Source organism: Candidatus Njordibacter sp. Uisw_058 (assembly GCF_047730065.1).
Classification (GTDB): domain Bacteria; phylum Pseudomonadota; class Gammaproteobacteria; order Pseudomonadales; family Balneatricaceae; genus Njordibacter.
In genome coordinates, this window is record NZ_CP159829.1 from 194,568 (window position 1) to 212,039 (window position 17,472).

Annotated in this window: 17 protein-coding genes; 3 read left to right on the plus strand and 14 right to left on the minus strand. The window is 45.9% G+C overall.

The window, feature by feature from the left end:
- Nucleotides 1-17 precede the first annotated feature (17 nt).
- Nucleotides 18-2,207, minus strand: a complete 2,190-nt coding sequence (locus ABXT59_RS00965) for a primosomal protein N' (protein ID WP_443637099.1) — start codon at nucleotides 2,205-2,207, stop codon at nucleotides 18-20.
- 288 nt (nucleotides 2,208-2,495) lie between these two features.
- Here ABXT59_RS00965 and rpmE point away from each other — a divergent pair, with 288 nt between their 5' ends.
- Nucleotides 2,496-2,708: a 50S ribosomal protein L31 gene (rpmE, locus tag ABXT59_RS00970; RefSeq protein ID WP_443637100.1), complete on the plus strand. Its 213-nt coding sequence runs from the start codon at nucleotides 2,496-2,498 to the stop codon at nucleotides 2,706-2,708.
- Nucleotides 2,709-2,871: 163 nt separating this feature from the next.
- Here rpmE and ABXT59_RS00975 read toward each other — a convergent pair whose 3' ends face one another.
- From ABXT59_RS00975 to ABXT59_RS00985, 3 genes are all read right to left on the minus strand, one after another.
- Nucleotides 2,872-4,584, minus strand: coding sequence for a SulP family inorganic anion transporter (locus ABXT59_RS00975; RefSeq protein ID WP_443637102.1), 1,713 nt, complete (start codon nucleotides 4,582-4,584; stop codon nucleotides 2,872-2,874).
- Between the two features lie 118 nt (nucleotides 4,585-4,702).
- The gene (locus ABXT59_RS00980; RefSeq protein WP_443637104.1) at nucleotides 4,703-7,150 is read right to left on the minus strand and encodes an ABC transporter permease; all 2,448 of its coding nucleotides are present in this window, start codon (nucleotides 7,148-7,150) and stop codon (nucleotides 4,703-4,705) included.
- The gene (locus ABXT59_RS00985; protein WP_443637105.1) at nucleotides 7,143-7,844 is read right to left on the minus strand and encodes an ABC transporter ATP-binding protein; all 702 of its coding nucleotides are present in this window, start codon (nucleotides 7,842-7,844) and stop codon (nucleotides 7,143-7,145) included. Before ABXT59_RS00985 ends, ABXT59_RS00980 begins: the two co-directional genes overlap by 8 nt.
- A 65-nt stretch (nucleotides 7,845-7,909) precedes the next feature.
- Here ABXT59_RS00985 and ABXT59_RS00990 point away from each other — a divergent pair, with 65 nt between their 5' ends.
- Nucleotides 7,910-8,548 carry an arylesterase gene (locus ABXT59_RS00990; RefSeq protein ID WP_443637106.1) on the plus strand — a complete coding sequence of 213 codons (639 nt, stop codon included), beginning with the start codon at nucleotides 7,910-7,912 and terminating at the stop codon, nucleotides 8,546-8,548.
- A 64-nt stretch (nucleotides 8,549-8,612) separates the two neighbouring features.
- Here the strand turns inward: ABXT59_RS00990 and rpoH are convergent, their stop codons facing one another.
- The 4 genes from rpoH to ftsY form a co-directional block, all read right to left on the minus strand.
- Nucleotides 8,613-9,500: an RNA polymerase sigma factor RpoH gene (gene rpoH, locus ABXT59_RS00995; RefSeq protein ID WP_443637107.1), complete on the minus strand. Its 888-nt coding sequence runs from the start codon at nucleotides 9,498-9,500 to the stop codon at nucleotides 8,613-8,615.
- 248 nt (nucleotides 9,501-9,748) lie between these two features.
- Nucleotides 9,749-10,723 (minus strand): permease-like cell division protein FtsX, encoded by a 975-nt coding sequence (gene ftsX / locus ABXT59_RS01000; RefSeq protein ID WP_443637108.1) that lies wholly within the window; start codon nucleotides 10,721-10,723, stop codon nucleotides 9,749-9,751.
- A 2-nt stretch (nucleotides 10,724-10,725) separates the two neighbouring features.
- Complete coding sequence (gene ftsE / locus ABXT59_RS01005; RefSeq protein ID WP_443637109.1) at nucleotides 10,726-11,397, minus strand: cell division ATP-binding protein FtsE; 672 nt, start codon at nucleotides 11,395-11,397, stop codon at nucleotides 10,726-10,728.
- Nucleotides 11,394-12,506, minus strand: a complete 1,113-nt coding sequence (gene ftsY / locus ABXT59_RS01010) for a signal recognition particle-docking protein FtsY (RefSeq protein WP_443637110.1) — start codon at nucleotides 12,504-12,506, stop codon at nucleotides 11,394-11,396. The genes ftsE and ftsY overlap by 4 nt, the downstream gene beginning before the upstream one ends.
- Nucleotides 12,507-12,650: 144 nt before the next feature.
- Here ftsY and rsmD point away from each other — a divergent pair, with 144 nt between their 5' ends.
- Nucleotides 12,651-13,337 (plus strand): 16S rRNA (guanine(966)-N(2))-methyltransferase RsmD, encoded by a 687-nt coding sequence (gene rsmD, locus ABXT59_RS01015; protein ID WP_443637112.1) that lies wholly within the window; start codon nucleotides 12,651-12,653, stop codon nucleotides 13,335-13,337.
- 69 nt (nucleotides 13,338-13,406) lie between these two features.
- Here rsmD and ABXT59_RS01020 read toward each other — a convergent pair whose 3' ends face one another.
- From ABXT59_RS01020 to ABXT59_RS01045, 6 genes are all read right to left on the minus strand, one after another.
- Entirely contained in the window at nucleotides 13,407-13,910 is a 504-nt protein-coding gene (locus ABXT59_RS01020) for an MOSC domain-containing protein (protein WP_443637113.1), read from the minus strand.
- A 504-nt stretch (nucleotides 13,911-14,414) separates the two neighbouring features.
- Nucleotides 14,415-14,765 (minus strand): hypothetical protein, encoded by a 351-nt coding sequence (locus ABXT59_RS01025; protein WP_443637114.1) that lies wholly within the window; start codon nucleotides 14,763-14,765, stop codon nucleotides 14,415-14,417.
- A 254-nt stretch (nucleotides 14,766-15,019) separates the two neighbouring features.
- On the minus strand, nucleotides 15,020-15,217 hold the full coding sequence (locus ABXT59_RS01030; protein WP_443637115.1) for a CPXCG motif-containing cysteine-rich protein: 198 nt from the start codon (nucleotides 15,215-15,217) through the stop codon (nucleotides 15,020-15,022).
- Between the two features lie 231 nt (nucleotides 15,218-15,448).
- The gene (locus tag ABXT59_RS01035) at nucleotides 15,449-16,108 is read right to left on the minus strand and encodes a peroxiredoxin (protein ID WP_443637116.1); all 660 of its coding nucleotides are present in this window, start codon (nucleotides 16,106-16,108) and stop codon (nucleotides 15,449-15,451) included.
- A gap of 212 nt (nucleotides 16,109-16,320) precedes the next feature.
- Nucleotides 16,321-16,806 carry a GNAT family N-acetyltransferase gene (locus ABXT59_RS01040; protein ID WP_443637118.1) on the minus strand — a complete coding sequence of 162 codons (486 nt, stop codon included), beginning with the start codon at nucleotides 16,804-16,806 and terminating at the stop codon, nucleotides 16,321-16,323.
- Nucleotides 16,807-16,855: 49 nt separating this feature from the next.
- Nucleotides 16,856-17,461, minus strand: a complete 606-nt coding sequence (locus ABXT59_RS01045) for an MSMEG_1061 family FMN-dependent PPOX-type flavoprotein (RefSeq protein ID WP_443637119.1) — start codon at nucleotides 17,459-17,461, stop codon at nucleotides 16,856-16,858.
- Nucleotides 17,462-17,472 lie beyond the last annotated feature (11 nt).

The window sequence follows — 17,472 nt, forward strand, 5'->3', positions numbered from 1 at the left end:
GTAGGGATGACTCGTAATTATCCCAGTTCTTGTGGGTCTATGTCTAGGCTCCAGCGTATTTTACGAGCAGCTGGATGTTGATCTAATAAGTTGCACAATTGCAGTAATAATTGCTGCAACTGTTTGCGGTTAGGGTGCTGAAGTTGCAGTTGGGCACGATAATAATTGGCTTTGCGAGCCATAAAGGCCGGCATAGGGCCAAACATAAGCAAAGCCTTAGTTAGGGGCGTTAGCGCTGGATTTTGTATTTGCTGACTTAACCAATTGAGTAGCGCAAAGGCCTGCGTTGCATTTTTGGCCTGAGCATGAAACAGGGCCATATGGCCCACTGGAGGTAAACCACTTTGTTGACGGCGAGTGAGTTCTTGTGTGGCAAAGGCGTTATAACCCTGAGTGACAAGAATCTCAATAGTAGGGTGATCTGCTTGGTAGGTTTGAATGACTGCTGTACCCGGTATTTGATCACGGCCAGCGCGACCTGCAGTTTGCACAAGTAGTTGAGCAAGTTTTTCTGGGCCACGAAAATCACTACTAAACAGACTGGCATCGGCATCCAAAATAGCAGCCAAGGTCACATTAGGGAAATGATGACCCTTAGCCAACATCTGGGTACCCACGAGTAAACAAGGTGCACCACTATGCACTTGCTCTAACATGTTGTCTAAACTGCCTTTTTTACGGGTCGTGTCACGGTCTATGCGATGCACGGGAGTATTGGGAAAGAGGGTATTAAGCTGCTCTTCTGTGCGCTCGGTGCCTTGCCCCAAAGGTTTTAACTGGTGACTCTGACACTGGGGGCAATGCAAGTGCACGGGTTGTTGGTGCTCACAGTGATGGCAATGCAGCCTTGGCGGTCGCCGATGTAAGGTCATATTGGCATCGCAGGCGGGGCACTGCGCAGTTGCGCCACACGTTTGGCATTGCAGACTTGGAGCAAAACCCCGCCGATTGAGCATGAGTAAGACTTGATGATCCAGATCGAGTTGGATTTGAATCATGCCCTGCAACTGTTCCGATATTCCTGCTTGCTGGGGTTGGTTGCGTAAATCGATGACCTGATAACTTTGACTATTGGCTGAACCTGCTCGTTGAGTCAACAACCATTGAGTAAATCGGCCACGGGTAACGTTTGCCAAACTTTCTAGTGAAGGTGTTGCGGAGCCTAGTAAAATTGGAATGTTGGCGTCAGCCGCCCGTTTTATAGCTAAATCGCGACCATGATAGCGAAAACCTTCTTGCTGTTTATAGGCTTGATCGTGTTCTTCATCAATAATGATTAAACCTAATTGGGGTATAGGTGTGAATAAGGCAGAGCGGGTGCCAACGATGATATCAGCTTGCCCCAGTCCAGCTTGTTGCCAAGCATTCAGTCTTTGGTGTTCTGTAAGGCCTGAGTGCAATGCCAGTACGCGATTGTCAAAGCGCGCTTGTAACCGTTGCAGTAGCTGTGGTGTCAGGCCAATTTCGGGTACCAATAATAAGGTCCGTTTGCCGGCCTGCAACTGATGTGCAATCGCATGTAAATACACCTCTGTCTTGCCACTACCCGTAACACCATTGAGTAAATTGCAACTAAAAGTGCCTTTTACCCTTGCTAAATGTTCAACAATTTGGACTTGTTCAAGGTTAAGGTCTAAGGCTTTTTGAGCTAACTTTAAAGTCACTTCTTGTGACTTAGGGTAGCTGGTGGTGAGCCACAGCTTATCCAAAAAAGGTTTGAGTTGGCTGGGTTTAATGCCCATGTTTTGCAGTTGACTGAGATTGAATTCAGGGGCTAAGGTGTTAATTTGTTGCCACAAAGCCTGCTGTTTTTTAGCCCTACCAAATTCGGCTTCTACAGTAGAGATCTTCCAATTAAATTGAATCAGTTGATTGGGTATAGGTTGTCTTAGTTTCGCAGGCAACAAGTGCATGAGCGCATCACCCAATGGATGTTGGTAATAATCAGCGGCCCATATCCCCAGTTGCCAAAGCTCTGGCGACAACAATGGTGTATCATCTAATAGTTCAATAATGGGCTTGAGCTTGCTGAGGTCTAGGTCTGTGGTTTGCTTAATGCCAACAATAAGTCCCACCCTTTCACTGCGGCCAAAAGACACTCGCACACGTAAGCCAATTTTTGGTTGGTGTGAGCTTTTACTTGGGTCGGGCGCTAGGTAAGTAAACTCTTGGCGCAGGCCTGTAGCGATGGCGATTTGTAAATACATAGGCACTAAAAGTTGATTGCTAAAGACAAGTTGGTTAGGCGCTTATCCTACACCAAAGTGTTTAGTTTTGTGGTGCTTTACCCACATAAACAAGGTATTTGGTGCATTGTAAAACTCACGTGAGGAAAAAGACTTGCTAATCCGTTGATGTCTGGTAAAATTCTGCCTCTATTTTTGGCTTACCACCAAATGGTACGCCAAGTTAAACGAGATCTTTTAAGGTCTCTGTTCGGTGCGGTGCTTGGCAATAGATCAAGTGGCGGCGCCATAACCCTGAGGTTATTTTCCATGCAAAAAGATATTCATCCTAAGTACGAAGCCATTAAGGCCACGTGTTCATGTGGTAACGTGGTAGAAACGCGTTCAACATTGTGCAAAGACATGCACATTGACACCTGTTCAGCATGCCACCCATTCTACACAGGCAAGCAGAAAAACATCGATGTTGGCGGCCGTATTGATCGCTTTAATAAGCGCTTTGGTGCCCGCACTACCAAGTAAGTGGCGTTGCAGTATCCGAGTTAAAAAAACCTGCCTAGCGCGGGTTTTTTTGTGCCTAAAAATAATGACAGAAATAAGCTAAACTCATAACTTATAGACTAATATAAAAGCAGCTGCTTAGGGTATGTGGCCTGCTCTTTTTGAGAGAAATAAAAGCCTGGCTTTAGGGCGTGCAGCCAGCACAGGTGTGGCCGTGTAAAATGTCATCAATGCCGCTTAAGGCTAGGGCTTTAGTGGCGAAAAAATGGCGCTTTCCAATCGCGCTTAAATGGCCATTGCGGATAATGGGCTTAATGACGCTGCCATTGGTATTGCACAGGTACAAGCCACCACCAAGGGCATTTAAACGCTTGGCTTCGCTAGCCAGCAACTCGGTGCCCGCTAAATCCATAAAATTAATGCCACTGGCCACAATCAACACATGTTTTTGGGGGATCACCATAAGCGCTGATTGCACATAGTCCACTGCCCCAAAAAAGATTGAGCCATCAATGCGGATGATCTTTAGGGCCTCACATTCTGGCAAGTTAGACCGTTGGGCAGGCACCAGTTGTTTGGTATGGTGGCTGCGGGCTAAAGCCGTAATTTTAGGCTTTGAGGTGCGGCGTAAATAAAGCACCAATGACAAAAGTACGCCAAGGTAAATGGCAAATTCCATGGGCAATAATAAGGTGGCCCCAAAGGTCACACCAAAGACTGTCGATTCGGTTTTACCCGCTCGATAGATGACCTTAATATGGTGCCAATCAATCAGATTCCATGCCACGATGAGTAAGATAGCAGCCATGCTTGGCAGGGTAATGAAAGCTGCAAAAGGCGCCAAAAGCAGCACAATTAAAGCCAGAAAAATAGCCGCAAATAGGGCGGCTAAGGGGCTGCTAGCACCTGCTTCATAATTGACGCCAGTGCGAGTAAACGACCCAGAAGTGGCATAGCTAGAGGTGAAGCTGCCAATAATATTAGACAAGGATTGACCAATGAATTCTTGATTACCATTAATGCGTTGGCCTGACCGAGTGGCCACAGAACGGGCGATAGACACGGCTTCCACCAACCCCAAAAGGCCCAAAGCCATGGCCCCAGGGGCCAGTTCCCTGAGCACATCCCAGTTCATTACAGGCATGGACAAAGGCGGTAGTTGTGATGGAATTTCCCCCACTAAAGCAATCTGTGTAGCCGCCTGGAAAGGGGATAACAGTAATAGCTGGGTGGCTATACTGCCCATGATCATGGCGATTAACATGTTAGGCCATTGCCTGCGCCAGCGTTTGATGAGGATCATCGTGGTCAAAGTGATGAGGGCAATGATTAAGCTAGGCCAATGGGTGCTGGCAATATTTTTACTGACCGTAATCCAGTTAAGAATGAAGTTACCACTCGCTTCTAGGTCTAGGCCTAAGGCATTTTTAATTTGGCTAGTGGCAATCACTACCGCGGCCCCTGATGTGAAACCCACCACTACTGAGTGAGACACAAAGTTAACCAAGGTGCCCATGCGTGCTAAAGACAAGAGTAGCTGAAATAAACCTGCCATTAAGGTCAGGCTTAGGGCTAAAGCAATGTAATTGGCAGAGCCTATTTCAGCCAAAGGGCTAATGGTGGTGAAAACCACGATAGATAAGGCCGCTGTAGGGCCCGAAATAAGATGCCAAGATGAGCCAAATAAGGCTGCAATAATAGCGGGCACAATGGCGGCATATAAACCATATTCTGGCGGTAAGCCGGCAATTAAGGCATAGGCAACACCCTGTGGCAAAACAATAATTGCCCCAGTGAGACCAGCCATGGCATCTTGTCTTGCGCTGTCTGCAGTGGTGTTTTTCGCCCAGCTTAGAAAAGGCAAAAATTTCAAACAATAAGTTAGTACCACCGACACTTTAGTTTTCCCAATAGACCCAATTTTTATGACGCTATTGTAAAGTATTTCCGTGTCTTAGGTGGCATTTAAAGCCCCTGTAGGCGCGTATATTCAGCATTAGTGTGAAAATTAGGCTTTATGTTTGCTGCAATGTTCTTAAGGGGGGCGCAGTGACCACCGTGCGGTTAAACCACCAGCCACATGCGCCTATGATGATCATGCCAGTAAAGGGGGTCAGGACCCATAGGGGCCAGTGCAATTGCATCGGCATTTGAAACAATTGCTGCTGTAGCACGGCCACCAAAGCTTCGGCTCCCAAACCGGCTATGAGTCCTGCAACAAAGCCGAGACTGGCGTACTCGACCCATAAAATGCGTCGAATAAGAGCTTTGCTGGCCCCTAAAGTTCGTAAAATAGCACTTTCATGGCGGCGTTCGTCGATACTGGCTTGAATGCTAGCCACTAAAACTAATACCCCCGCTCCAAGCACCATGACTAAAATACTCTCCACCGCAAGGGAGAGTTGGGCGACTACCCTTTGCACTTGTTGTAAAATTTGATCAACATCAAGCATGGATATGGTGGGTTGTTGGCGCAATAAAGGGCCTAGCTTGGGACGGTCGGCGGGGGCAATATACACACTCGCCATGTAACTGGCGCTATTAGCCTCCACCAAAGGCTCAGAGAAGACAAAGAAGAAATTGGGCTGCATGCTGCTCCAATCGACGTCTCTAAGATTACTTAAAACCGCTTTTTTCTCTATACCTGCAATGTTAAAGGTGAGTTCCTGGCCTAAACTTAAACCCATATCTCTAGCATAATCAGACTCTACTGACACTTCCAGTCCAGTTGCCCCATCGTTCCACCATTGACCCCCACTAATGCTATTACCAATGGGCAAGTCTGGGCTCCAAGTGAGGTTTAATTCTCTCGAACCACGTCGGCTCTGCAGCTTGGGCTCTGTGAGTCTGGCTCGTGCAATGGGGAAAAACGTTAAGGCTTGAGTGGTTAACCCTTGCTCTTCCATGGAGTCGAGTAAAGATTGCCGTTGCTGTTGATAAATGTTGAATAAAAATAGGTTGGGTGTGTCTTGCTTTAACTGCTGCTGCCAATCGTTAATCAGAAAGCTACGCACCGAGATTAAACTAAATAGAAGCATTAATGCTAATCCAAAAATAGCCACCTGTAGGCTGTTTTGATGCTTTCTACGCGCTAAGTTGGCCAGGCCGATTTTGCTACCTTGACTGAGATAGGGGCGGATTTTGTTGCCCGCTTTAATGAGTTGGCTGGCTAACAGAGCCAACAATAGCAGAATAATGGCCACGCCAATAATAAGGGCGCCACTAATTAATACGGACTGGCTGTGCCAGTAAACCAAAGCAATGACAGCACTAAAGCCAATGGCTAAATGAGTTTTGTTGGTTTTGCTTTGGCTAGAAGATTGGCGCAGTACTTCAGCAGGTGCGACTTTGGCTAGCGCCAACATGGGCGGCAATACAAAGGCCAATAAACATAAGGTGCCAGTGCCAGCCCCTAATAAAAAAGGTTCAAAAGGAGGCACCATTGATGCGCCTTGAATATAGTCAGCCACCACCCACAACAAAGCTTGGTATAACCCCCAAGCGAGGGGCAGGCTAATCAACAAAGCTAACAAAGCTAACAGTATCATTTGGCTGAAGTACAGAAGGCGTAATTGCTTTGGCTTAAGGCCTAGACACTTTAGCAAGGCTACGTGTTTGGCCTGCCTTAGGCTATAGCGACGGGCTGACAAAGACAGTGCCACGCCAGCTAATACCACCGCCAAAGAACCTGCTAGCAATAAAAACTGTTCGGCTTTATCTAAGGTAGCGGCGACGTTGGCATTACCATCATTCGGGGATTGCCACTTTTGTCCAGGTGCAAGCAACGGCGTGATGGAAGCTTGCAGACGAGTTAATGCATCCGCTTGCCCCGCCAATAACCAGCGGTGTTTTATCCGACTTCCCGTCTGCACTGCTGCGGTTGCCGCTAAATCTTGCAAGTGCATCATGGCCCTTGGGGCGAAGCTTGAAAAGCCACTGGCTTGGTCTGGCTCGGTGATGAGGATATGGCTAATTTTAAGGCCCAGTTGACCCACATCGATAGTGTCATTTAAACGCGCATTAAGACTCGATAGCAAACGAGAATCAGGCCATATCTCGCCTCTTTTCGGGCCTTGCGCAATCACGGTGCCTAAGTCGAATGCGGCTGTGCCTACACTAAGTTCACCCCTGAGTGGGTAACTGTCTGAGACGGCTTTAATGCTGGCTAATTGCATCCCTTCTTGAGCAAATACCATGGCTTGAAACTGACTCACTTGGGCCTGTTGCAAGGACAAATTGTCAGCCTTAATACGCCAATCTTCAGAGATCGGTTGACTGCCGGTCAGGCGTAAGTCGGCAGCAATGAGGTTGGCGCCTTGGGCCACCATGGATTGCTTCACTTGATGGGTAAATAAACTAATGCTGGTGACACTGGTGATGGCGAGTATCAAAGCCACAAACAACAAAGATAATTCACCACCGCGCCAATCTCGCCATGCTAGGCGTGCAGCTAATTTAAGCATCAAGCCGCTCCGTTAGCTGTCCAGCGTTAAGCGTTAGACGTCTTTGGCAGCGTTGTGCTAAGTTCAAATCATGGGTGACTAGCACCAGTGTGGTGTGATGTTGTTGGTTGAGTTCAAATAATAACTCAACAATATGATCACCCGTTTGAGTGTCTAGGTTGCCAGTAGGTTCATCGGCAAACAAAATTGGCGCTTGAGCGGCAAAGGCGCGTGCAATCGCAACGCGCTGTTGTTCTCCACCTGAAAGTTGATTGGGGTAATGGTGACCCCGTTGGGCCAGTCCCACATGGTTTAAATATTGTGTTGCTAGAGTGTTGGCATCACTGCTACCTTTCACTTCTAAAGGTAACATGATGTTTTCTATGGCAGTGAGGCTGGGCAGTAGTTGAAAATTTTGGAATATAAACGACACCTGATGTTTTCGCAGTTCAGCCCTCCCTTCCTCATCTAACTTGGTAAGGTCTTTATGGGCTAAAAATAGCTGGCCATGGCTGGGGCTGTCGAGCCCGGCCATCATGCCCAACAAAGTGGTTTTACCAGAACCCGACGCGCCAACGATGGCCACAGATTCACCTGCTTCTATGGTAAAATTCACATCGTCTAGGATGTGCAGGTCATCAGCTTGCGTGGCCTGCGGGTTAGCCACAATTTGACTGACGTTGCGGGCCGCCAAAAACGGTGTGGAATTAGACATAGCAGGTCACTCAACAAACGAAAAGGCGACTATTATGGCGTCTGAGGGGTCACTAAGGGAAGGGTATGCAGCAATTTTTCAAAATATTTACAGTCTATGTGATCACGATTGCCAGTCTGCTGTTGGGACCCGTATGTTGGGCCAAAAAACACACAGTATTGGTGATGGGAGACAGTTTGAGTGCCGGCTTTGGCATGTCCTTAAAACAAGCTTGGCCAGCCTTGCTGGAAAATAAATTGCGGGCTAGCAGTGGAAATGTAAAGTGGCAGGTCATTAATGCCAGTGTTAGTGGAGAAACGACTCAAGGAGGCGTGCGACGTTTGCCGGCCTTGTTAGATCAGTTTGAGCCACAATGGGTGCTATTGGAACTGGGTGCTAATGATGGTTTACGGGGTTACCCCATTGCTAATATCAGTGCTAATCTATCCACTATGATTCAACAAAGTCTGGCTGCTGGGGCTCAAGTTGCGGTCATGGGCATTCAATTACCACCCAATTATGGTGCCCGTTATACGGCACCTTTTTTTGCCCAATACAAAACGCTAGCAGAGCAATATGATACGGCTTTGGTGCCTTTTGTGCTGCACAATGTGGCGGGTATTGGTGATTTAATGCAGGCTGATGGGCTGCACCCAACACCCTCAGCGCAGCCCATTATAGTGGATAACGTATGGCGGCATTTAGCCACCTTTTGGTTACCTTAAAACCTAAAAAACCCACACTCGGTGGGTTTTTTATTGCGCTTCAATCGGTCAGGTGCAAAGCCTGCTAATAGGCAAAGGCACCTTTACCACCAGCTTCCATACCATCACTCATGGCGGCTTTAAGTTTCTTCATGGCATTCTTTTCTAGCTGGCGAATGCGCTCTGCAGACACTTGATATTGATCGGCTAAGTTATGTAAAGTCGCTTTCGAGTGACTTAACCAGCGTTGCTGTAAAATATCACGGCTGCGAGGGTCTAGATCCCCCATGGCAGCGGCTAATCGAGTATTAGAATCTTGTTCCCAATCACTGGCTTCTAGCTGCCTTGCAGGATCTCCTGAGTGATCTTCTAAATAATAAGCTGGGGCTTGGTAAGCGCTATCTTCGTCACCTTCTGGGGCGTCAAATGGTGTGTCATGAGAAGACATGCGACCTTCCATCTGCATCACAACTTTGGCATCAACACCTAGGTCTGCTGCCACAGACTGAACTTCAGCATGGGTCAACCAGGCCAGTTTTTTCTTCGCACTACGCAAGTTAAAAAATAACTTACGCTGGCTTTTGGTGGTGGCTACTTTAACGATACGCCAGTTGCGTAAAATGTATTCGTGCATTTCAGCTTTAATCCAATGCACTGCAAAGGACACTAACCGAACACCCACTTCTGGGTTAAATCGTTTCACAGCTTTCATCAAGCCTGCATTGCCTTCTTGCACCAAGTCTGCGATGGGTAAACCATAACCTGAATAGCTTTTAGCGATATGAGCCACAAAACGTAGATGCGACATAACGAGCTGACGAGCAGCATCTAAGTCGTTCTCATAGTATAGGCGCTCAGCCAGAGCGCGTTCTTGCTCAATGGTAAGAATAGGAATGGTGCTGATCGTCTGCAGGTAAGCTTCGTGGCTTTGACCTGGTGCTAATGCATCAATCGCTGATAATGACTTAGTCATAAAAATCTCCGTCGTCTTTGAGCCCACTGCTATAAGTTGCTTAACGATGGCCGTGTTAGCCATGTTGTGGACAAATGCCCAAAAGTTGTCTTGTTAGCAGTCTACATCGGTCTATACTAATGTTTACTTTTTCGTTGGGGGCACAGTATGTGTGCTATTTTAGGACTCAATGAGTGGCAGTGCAAGACTTAGGCTTAGTTTTTCGCCGTAAAGCTATGTAAAGCCACAGATTAAGCGATAACTGATACTTATTTGGGTTCAATAAGGCGTAATTGACGTCCAACCGTTAAACTCGCCCCTAGCACTGATAATCCGCAGCTGGTAATGACTAGTATTAAGCCACCCAGCCAACTCAACCCTTCGAGCTGCCAATCACTTTGGTAGCTTTGCGCTAATAATAAGATGGAGGGCTGCAAGTAGCTCGTTCCCAGTTGCAAGATGACTCCTGCAATAAGCGCGGCGAACAAGCCAGCCCAAAAGCCAGCATATAAAAATGGACGGCGTAGATAGGCATCTGTGCCACCCACGAGTTTAATCACCAAAATCTCTTGCTTACGACTTTCTATCTGCAAACGTACGGTATTACCTACGACTAATAATACGCCAAGCGCCAGTAATATGGCTAAACTGTAGGTAAAGCGCTGACTCGTCTCTAATAAGGCTTGCAGTCGATCTAGCCAGGCCATATCTACAAGCACTTGATCAATCTGCTCTTGTTGTCTTAGTTGTTGTGCAAGTTTAGCAATGGCTGTGCTGTCTAAAAAAGCCTCTGCGGGCTCTATGATTATGGTCGCCGGAATGGGATTTTCGGTGAGGCTTGTTAAAATATCCTCAAGCCCACTACTGGCTTTGAAGTCAATCAAGGCTTGCTCTGCTGAAATATAAGTCGCCTTGGCAATGTCGCGCCGTAACACGAGTTTATTAGTGATTAGCTGGCCTTGTTCTAAGCTAACGTAAGGCGCCAAAAACAGACTGATGTGATTACTTTGGTTGACTTGCTGACCCAAATGTTGGGCTTGGCTCAACAGTAACAATAACGCAGTGGGAAGGGTTAAGGCGATGGCGAGCGTCAGCCAAGTTAATAGATTGGTGAACGGGGTTTTCCAAAGCTGCCACCAGCTACTAACCACCACCTCTTTGTGTTCTCTTAACCAACGGGTGCTATGATTTTCAGGTTGCGAACGGCTAGCATTTTGTGCAGCTTGGGGTTTTGAAAAGGCCATATTTACTGCCTCATTACCGAAGGTGGGCCACTAATTCGGCCTTGGTCCAGTTGGATCACCGGGTGGGGTAACCGTTGGATTAGTCCTAAATCATGGCTGGCAATGAGCACGCTCACCCCCACCTGATTGAACTGCTGAAACAAACGCATAATTTCAGTTGATAGGGCAGGATCTAGATTACCTGTGGGCTCATCAGCCAAAATTAGCTTGGGTTTATTAACAATCGCACGCGCTATGCCAACTCGCTGTTGTTCGCCACTGGAAAGCACTTGGGGTAATAGTCTTTCTTTTTCTAACAAACCCACTTTGTCTAACGCAGCCCTCACACGTCGGCCTGAATCACGCTCATTGTAACCACTAATTTTAAGGGGTAAGGCCACGTTATCAAATACAGAGTAGTCCATTAATAACTGGTGATTCTGAAACACAAGACCAATTTTGCGTCGATGTGCTGGAACTTGTGTACGCTTGAGTTGGCTTAAATCCTGCCGATCCACAATAACCTTGCCACTGGAGGGTCGCTCCATAAGCATGATGAGCTTTAATAATGTGCTTTTACCAGCGCCAGAATGGCCTGTTAAAAACGCCATATCACCTCGCCTTAAATGAAAGTTAGTATTAACTAACGCATTCTTGTCATGGTACTTTTTGTTAACCTGCTCAAAACGAATCATAGAGCACTATCTTGAGTCAGAGACGTTTCACTGAACAGTGCATCAATAAACTCAGTGGCTTCGAAGGGCCGCAAATCATCTGCCTGCTCACCCACACCAATAAAACGGATAGGCAGTTGGAGTTGTTGTGCCATGGCAAAAATAACCCCGCCTTTGGCAGTGCCATCCAGTTTAGTAAGTGTGATTCCGGTGACCCCTACTGCAGCACCAAACAGGCTAGCTTGACTGATCGCATTTTGACCCGTGGCAGCATCGAGTACTAACATAACTTCATGGGGGGCGTTAGCATCAAGCTTTTGCATGACCCGCACCACCTTGCTTAACTCATCCATGAGATGGGATTTATTTTGTAAACGACCAGCGGTATCTGCAATCACCACGTCAATGCCTTTGGCTTGGGCGGACTGGACGGCATCAAAAATAACTGAAGCGCTGTCCGCCCCAGTGTGTTGGGCCACAACGGGCACATTGTTGCGACTGCCCCATTCTTGCAGTTGCTCCGCCGCCGCCGCCCGAAAGGTATCTCCAGCCGCCAGCAAGACACTTTTACCTTGGCTTTGAAAGCGCTTACTTAACTTGCCAATTGTTGTTGTTTTACCTGCACCGTTCACACCTACCATGAGGATCACAAAAGGACTATCTTGCTGCGGAATTTCAAGTGTAGCTTGGCTGCCCTGCAGCAATGCTGCAAGCTCTTCTTTGAGGGCACTATAAAGCGCAGCAGGATCTGTTAAATCTTTACGAGCAACTCGATCACTCAGCTTTTTAAGCAGGCTAGCAGTGGCTTCTATGCCCACATCTGCAACTAGTAACTGGGTTTCAAGTTCTTCAAACAAACCTTCATCAATCTGTTTTGCACCTAAAAATAGGCTGGCAAGGCCATCACCTAAGTTACTGCGGGTGCGGCTAAGGCCACTTTTTATGCGGCCAAAAAACCCCTGTTTAGGCTCAGAATCTGCTGTATTTGTTTCTATGGGTTGGCTAGCATCACTGCCGGTGGTTGTAGAGTCAGTTAGAGCCTGCAGGGGTTGCTCGGGTGCTTCTACTAACGAGGTCTCTTGTGCCTCAGCAGTGTTTTTGTTTTTACCAAATAAGTTAAACAGGGCCATGATATCGGGGACGTCTCGGTGTTTGCACATGAATAAGAGTAAATTTTAGCATAGCTTTTACTTGGGTATGCTTCTTTTATGAATGGATTACCTTAGAATAGACATCTTGACTGACCCCACACATTGATCTTTTTAGGTATGTTTATGGCCCGCAAACCCAGTTCCAGTTCATCTCGTGCTTTGCCTAAGTTGCGCAATGTGGGAAGTGGGGCTAAATTTGATAAGGTTGTAGAGATTGGCCAAGCTGGGCGCCAAAGTTTACGCATTATTGGTGGAGAATGGCGCGGACGAAAAATTCCATTTGCCACGGTCATCGGCCTTCGGCCAACTCAAGATAGAGTGCGAGAAACTCTATTTAACTGGCTTTCTGGCCCAGTGGCAGGCGCCAGGTGTTTAGACTTATTTGCTGGCACGGGCGCCTTAGGACTAGAGGCACTATCGCGGGGCGCTAAACATGTGACTTTTGTCGACTTATCTAATATTGCGACCACAAGCCTAAAAGACAACTTAAAGCAGTTGCCTTTAGCAGTAGACCAAACCACGCTGGTGGAGCAAAAGAGCAGCTTTGATTGGCTTAAAAATTATCAGGCCACAGAAGCCTTTGCTGAACAAGGGGGGCAGTACCATGTGGTTTTTTTAGACCCACCATTTGCTCTAGCCTTAGTACCAGACATACTCAAAGCCATATTGACTGGTAATTGCCTCGCTCACGGGGCCATGATTTACGTAGAACAGGCTCAGCCCTTGGCGGAATTAGATTTACCCTCACCATGGAAATTGCACCGCAGTAAAAAAGCGGGTCAAGTCTACTATGGGCTAATTAGCCAATAAGCTGATGGCTGCAAAGCACCATGACAGCTGAAATAAAAGCTGAATTAAAAGCTTCGTTAAGAGCTGCGTTCAAAGCAGTCCCAAATTGGCTTCATGATGGCAATTTGGGACTGCACCTAGACCAATGACAAGTGGCATACCGACGCCCACGACACCACTGTTAATTACATCTGCTCTGAGCCCGCCACTACTTAAAAAGGCTTGGATGACTTGGCTCCTTGAAATCTTCTGATTCTCTAATAGTCGACCCAAAACACTGCACGGTTGGCATAGCTCCACCCCCCTAAATTTGGCATCGCCAATGGAAAATTCGACGCCCACTAGAGCATTCAGATCAACGCCCCGGGTAATCACATTTCTGCGGGTTTGTTGAGGGCTAATTGCTTGACCCAATAGTTGGTTATATTCATCCACAGCTTCAGCTTCTATAAAGGTAATATTTTGGCCCTTTTTGTTGGCTTTTTTTTTAAAATGCCGGTCTCCAGTAATGCCGCATCCAAAAACCACTGGCACCGCATACGCTTGTTGCAGTGCCTGCCTTGATTTTTTTGATACAAAAATAGCTTCAATCATGCATTACTCCTTTTATCAGAGCTTTTATCCAATCACGCAGAAAAATCTCACTTTGCAGTCTGTGTTTAACGTTAACCCAGAAAAACCAATTGTATGCAAAGCGTCCAAGGGTTAGGGAAGGATTAGTATGTTCAATCATAGTCACTCGATTATAGTCACTCCCTTAATCATGCTCATACCCGGTACGTGGCGCATATATGCACTTCAGTCATGAGGCAGGCTAATGTGGTAGTTAGTTGTCTTCGTGACTTAGGCCTGACCTTATGCCTCACAAATGGACTTTATACCTGCAATGAATTGCGTCAATAGTAACACTAAGGTTTGCTAAAGCGATTGCCCCAAAAGCCTGCTTGCCAATATTTTCTGAGCTTTTCCCACTCAAAAATCGCCATGACCATGGGAACCACCAAAAATTTTTTTTAGATCACACTTTATTAGTTTTACACCCACACGCTTATAACTTTATGGGTCACTATATATCTCACTATGGCTACATATTACCATTTAATCGGTCATTTTGATTTTTTGTAGGGCTTTTTGTATCACACCATCATCGCAATGCCCCTGATATTCAAGCCATCTTAACGTATTACTGCTCAAGACGATGCTGCCTGATACGACCAAAGAGCCAGCTGGAATGACCACCCCCATTAATGCTAAACACATAAGCACCGCATCACCTTCGCCCACACAAGGGCTGCTCATTTGTTGCAATGCTTGTGTGTCTAGCTTTAGTTTTAACTCGGGGAAAAAAAGATTACATTTTTGGTGTGTATTAGGCTGTGATTCAGGTAAAAAAGTACAACCACTTAACCATAACGTGGCAAGTAATAGGGCTTGCTTTGTCAATTTCATAAGTGTCCAAGTGCTATTAGTTATGCACCTTATAAGGCAGCTTAAGGCACTATTGACGCCGCCTACTTTAGGTACGTTTGGCCGCTCCTTTGGGCCTATGATCAAGACCTTTTAACGACTTTGAAATAGTGTAAAAGGGCAATCAAGGGTCCTATGTTTGGTTAAGTATAGCGGGTAATTTTTTGCAATAAAGCGTTAATGAAGTTGTAGGGAGAAAAATCTTTTACCAGTTTTTACGGCGCTGTTAAGAGGCTCTAAAAAGCTTCATCATCACTATAAACACGTACTGAAAGCTCACCAGTTACACTCTCTGAAACATTAAAATTGATTGGCTGACAACACACTTGGCAATCTTCAATATACTGTTGATCTAGGTCAGATGGATCCACAAGCACGTTAATAATTTCGCCACAGTATGGGCAGCCTATGAATTGCTCTGCGAGTTGATTCAATGTCTACTATTCCTTATATTAGTCAAAAATTTAGAAGTCTCGAAAAACGGTAAAACCCTTTGCTGGGCTATTCATACTGTTTGCTCTTAAAGTGTTCACCTCAACCCGCACTCTAATCCCATTGTCATTCTCAATTGCAAGCGCAACTTTAAGAAAACTAAACGCATGGGCAAGCCACCTTGCTCACCTGAAGCTTTTAGTTTTCCAAAGCTCCTTGTGGGTTAGGTATGATTAGCTTGGCTGTTTGACCTTTCTTAAATACGGCTTCACTGTGTCCCAACCATCGGGGTAGATTTTTGCGGCTTCTTCATTACTTACAGAGGGAACAATGATGACGTCTTCACCTTGTTTCCAGTTCACTGGGGTGGCAACTTTGTGTTCAGCTGTAAGTTGCATAGAGTCAATAACGCGCAGAATTTCATCAAAATTACGTCCAGTTGTCATGGGGTAAATAATCATTAGTTTGATATTTTTGTCAGGGCCAATAACAAAAACAGAACGCACGGTTGCATTGGTCATAGCTGTCCTACCTTCGGCAGACCCAGTTTCATCAGAGGGGAACATGTTATAAAGCTTAGCCACTTTTAGCTCGGTGTCAGCAATAACTGGATAATTGACTACGGTATTGCCAACTTCTTCAACATCGGCCAGCCACCGCTTATGGTCATCGATTGGGTCAATGCTTAACCCTATAATTTTTGTATTTCTCTTTTCAAACTCAGGTTGCATTTGTGCCAAGTATCCCAGTTCAGTGGTACATACTGGCGTAAAATCTTTGGGATGTGAAAACAATACCGCCCAGCTTGAGCCTATCCACTCATGGAAATCAATGATGCCGTGTGTCGTGTCTACCTGAAAGTTTGGTGCTTGATCGTTAATAAGTAAAGTCATAAGAATCTCCTTGGTTAAGCTACTTTGTGTTTAAACTAATCATAAATCCTAACAGCCTTTGGGTTAAAAATGCCAGCCTTAGTGCATCGTGCTCATTTGACCTTAACGGGGCGCTTGTTAATACTAAGTGGGCGGCTTTCCCCCACTCAGTAAATAGTAAAAGCAATATCACTTTTCATCAACCATTTTAAAATAACTAACCTTGCCAGCCTTTAAGTTAATGTTAGGCCCTGTAGGGAAACCATTTTATGCTTGTGGTGTTTTAATAATTCAAGTTCCTTAAAGCCAAACTTTTGGTGGAATAATAGAGAGGGTGTGTTTGGTGGTAAGACGTCAATTTCAGCAAAAATATGAGGTAATGCCTGCTCATGGGCCCATTTTGACACGTATTCGTATAGCTTAGATGCAATACCTTGCCCCCTGAACTGGTCTGAAACTACAATTCTATCAACGTAGAAAAACGCTTTATATTGATTGTTAAACCAGGCGTAGTTGATACTCTCGTAGGCAACACCATGAGTCAATCCAATTAAAAATCCAGCCACTTGATGGTCTTCCTCCACCACTAGAGTCAATATAGACATCTCAATTAAACCCAGTAGTGCTGACCTATCTAGGTGGCTCAACACTTTCACTGATTTCTCATTTAGCTCGAGTATGGTGTCTATATCTTTACTTTCGACGGGCCTAATAATCATTGATATTCCTTGTGTGCATCGTGCAAAGCGCTAATAAACCTAGGTATGGCTATAAATCCTGCTGGTAGCGCGCCACCATAGTCGCTTGGCTTTCTGTTGGCTCGGTTAAGCACAGCTGATCATTAAGCATTGAAGCTATGGTAGGAAACTTTGAACGTTCCATTTTGGCATCAGTGGACCAGAGTTTAGAACGCATTAGGGCTTTAGCGCAATGTAAAAATACTTCTTTGATACGAATCTCAATACACGTTTTTGGCAGATTTTTATGATGAGAGAACAGCTTTAAATGTGCTGCTGAGGTTGAGATCCGCCCTCGTCCATTGATTCTTAATGTTTCATCCACTCCTGGTATCAAGAATAGACAGCCTACCTGTTTAGTCTCAATAATATTGACCAAACTATCGAGCCGATTGTTACCCTTGCTGTCAGGAATGATAATACAGTTTTCATTGACTACTTTTACAAAGCCTGGCAAACCGCCCCGTGGTGAGCAGTCAAGTGCACCTGAGGCTGCATAAGTAGACAGGGTCATGAAGGGCGCATGATCAATAAAGTTAATGCTATGGCGTTCTAAGGCACTTAACTGCTTGTCTTTAGCGCGCCCCTTTGCATGGCCATAGATTTCTCGAAGTTGTAGTTCAGATTCAATGAGCATTTTTTTTATTT

Coding starts and splice junctions, on each gene's coding strand:
- rpmE (WP_443637100.1), top strand. CDS start 2,496: ATGCAAAAAGATATTCATCCTAAGTACGAAGCCATTAAGGCCACGTGT.
- ABXT59_RS01040 (WP_443637118.1), bottom strand. CDS start 16,806: ATGATTATTAGGCCCGTCGAAAGTAAAGATATAGACACCATACTCGAG.
- ABXT59_RS00990 (WP_443637106.1), top strand. CDS start 7,910: ATGCAGCAATTTTTCAAAATATTTACAGTCTATGTGATCACGATTGCC.
- ABXT59_RS01020 (WP_443637113.1), bottom strand. CDS start 13,910: ATGATTGAAGCTATTTTTGTATCAAAAAAATCAAGGCAGGCACTGCAA.
- ABXT59_RS00965 (WP_443637099.1), bottom strand. CDS start 2,207: ATGTATTTACAAATCGCCATCGCTACAGGCCTGCGCCAAGAGTTTACT.
- ABXT59_RS00985 (WP_443637105.1), bottom strand. CDS start 7,844: ATGTCTAATTCCACACCGTTTTTGGCGGCCCGCAACGTCAGTCAAATT.
- ftsY (WP_443637110.1), bottom strand. CDS start 12,506: ATGGCCCTGTTTAACTTATTTGGTAAAAACAAAAACACTGCTGAGGCA.
- ABXT59_RS01025 (WP_443637114.1), bottom strand. CDS start 14,765: ATGAAATTGACAAAGCAAGCCCTATTACTTGCCACGTTATGGTTAAGT.
- rsmD (WP_443637112.1), top strand. CDS start 12,651: ATGGCCCGCAAACCCAGTTCCAGTTCATCTCGTGCTTTGCCTAAGTTG.
- ABXT59_RS00980 (WP_443637104.1), bottom strand. CDS start 7,150: ATGCTTAAATTAGCTGCACGCCTAGCATGGCGAGATTGGCGCGGTGGT.
- rpoH (WP_443637107.1), bottom strand. CDS start 9,500: ATGACTAAGTCATTATCAGCGATTGATGCATTAGCACCAGGTCAAAGC.
- ABXT59_RS01045 (WP_443637119.1), bottom strand. CDS start 17,461: ATGCTCATTGAATCTGAACTACAACTTCGAGAAATCTATGGCCATGCA.
- ABXT59_RS01035 (WP_443637116.1), bottom strand. CDS start 16,108: ATGACTTTACTTATTAACGATCAAGCACCAAACTTTCAGGTAGACACG.
- ftsE (WP_443637109.1), bottom strand. CDS start 11,397: ATGATTCGTTTTGAGCAGGTTAACAAAAAGTACCATGACAAGAATGCG.
- ftsX (WP_443637108.1), bottom strand. CDS start 10,723: ATGGCCTTTTCAAAACCCCAAGCTGCACAAAATGCTAGCCGTTCGCAA.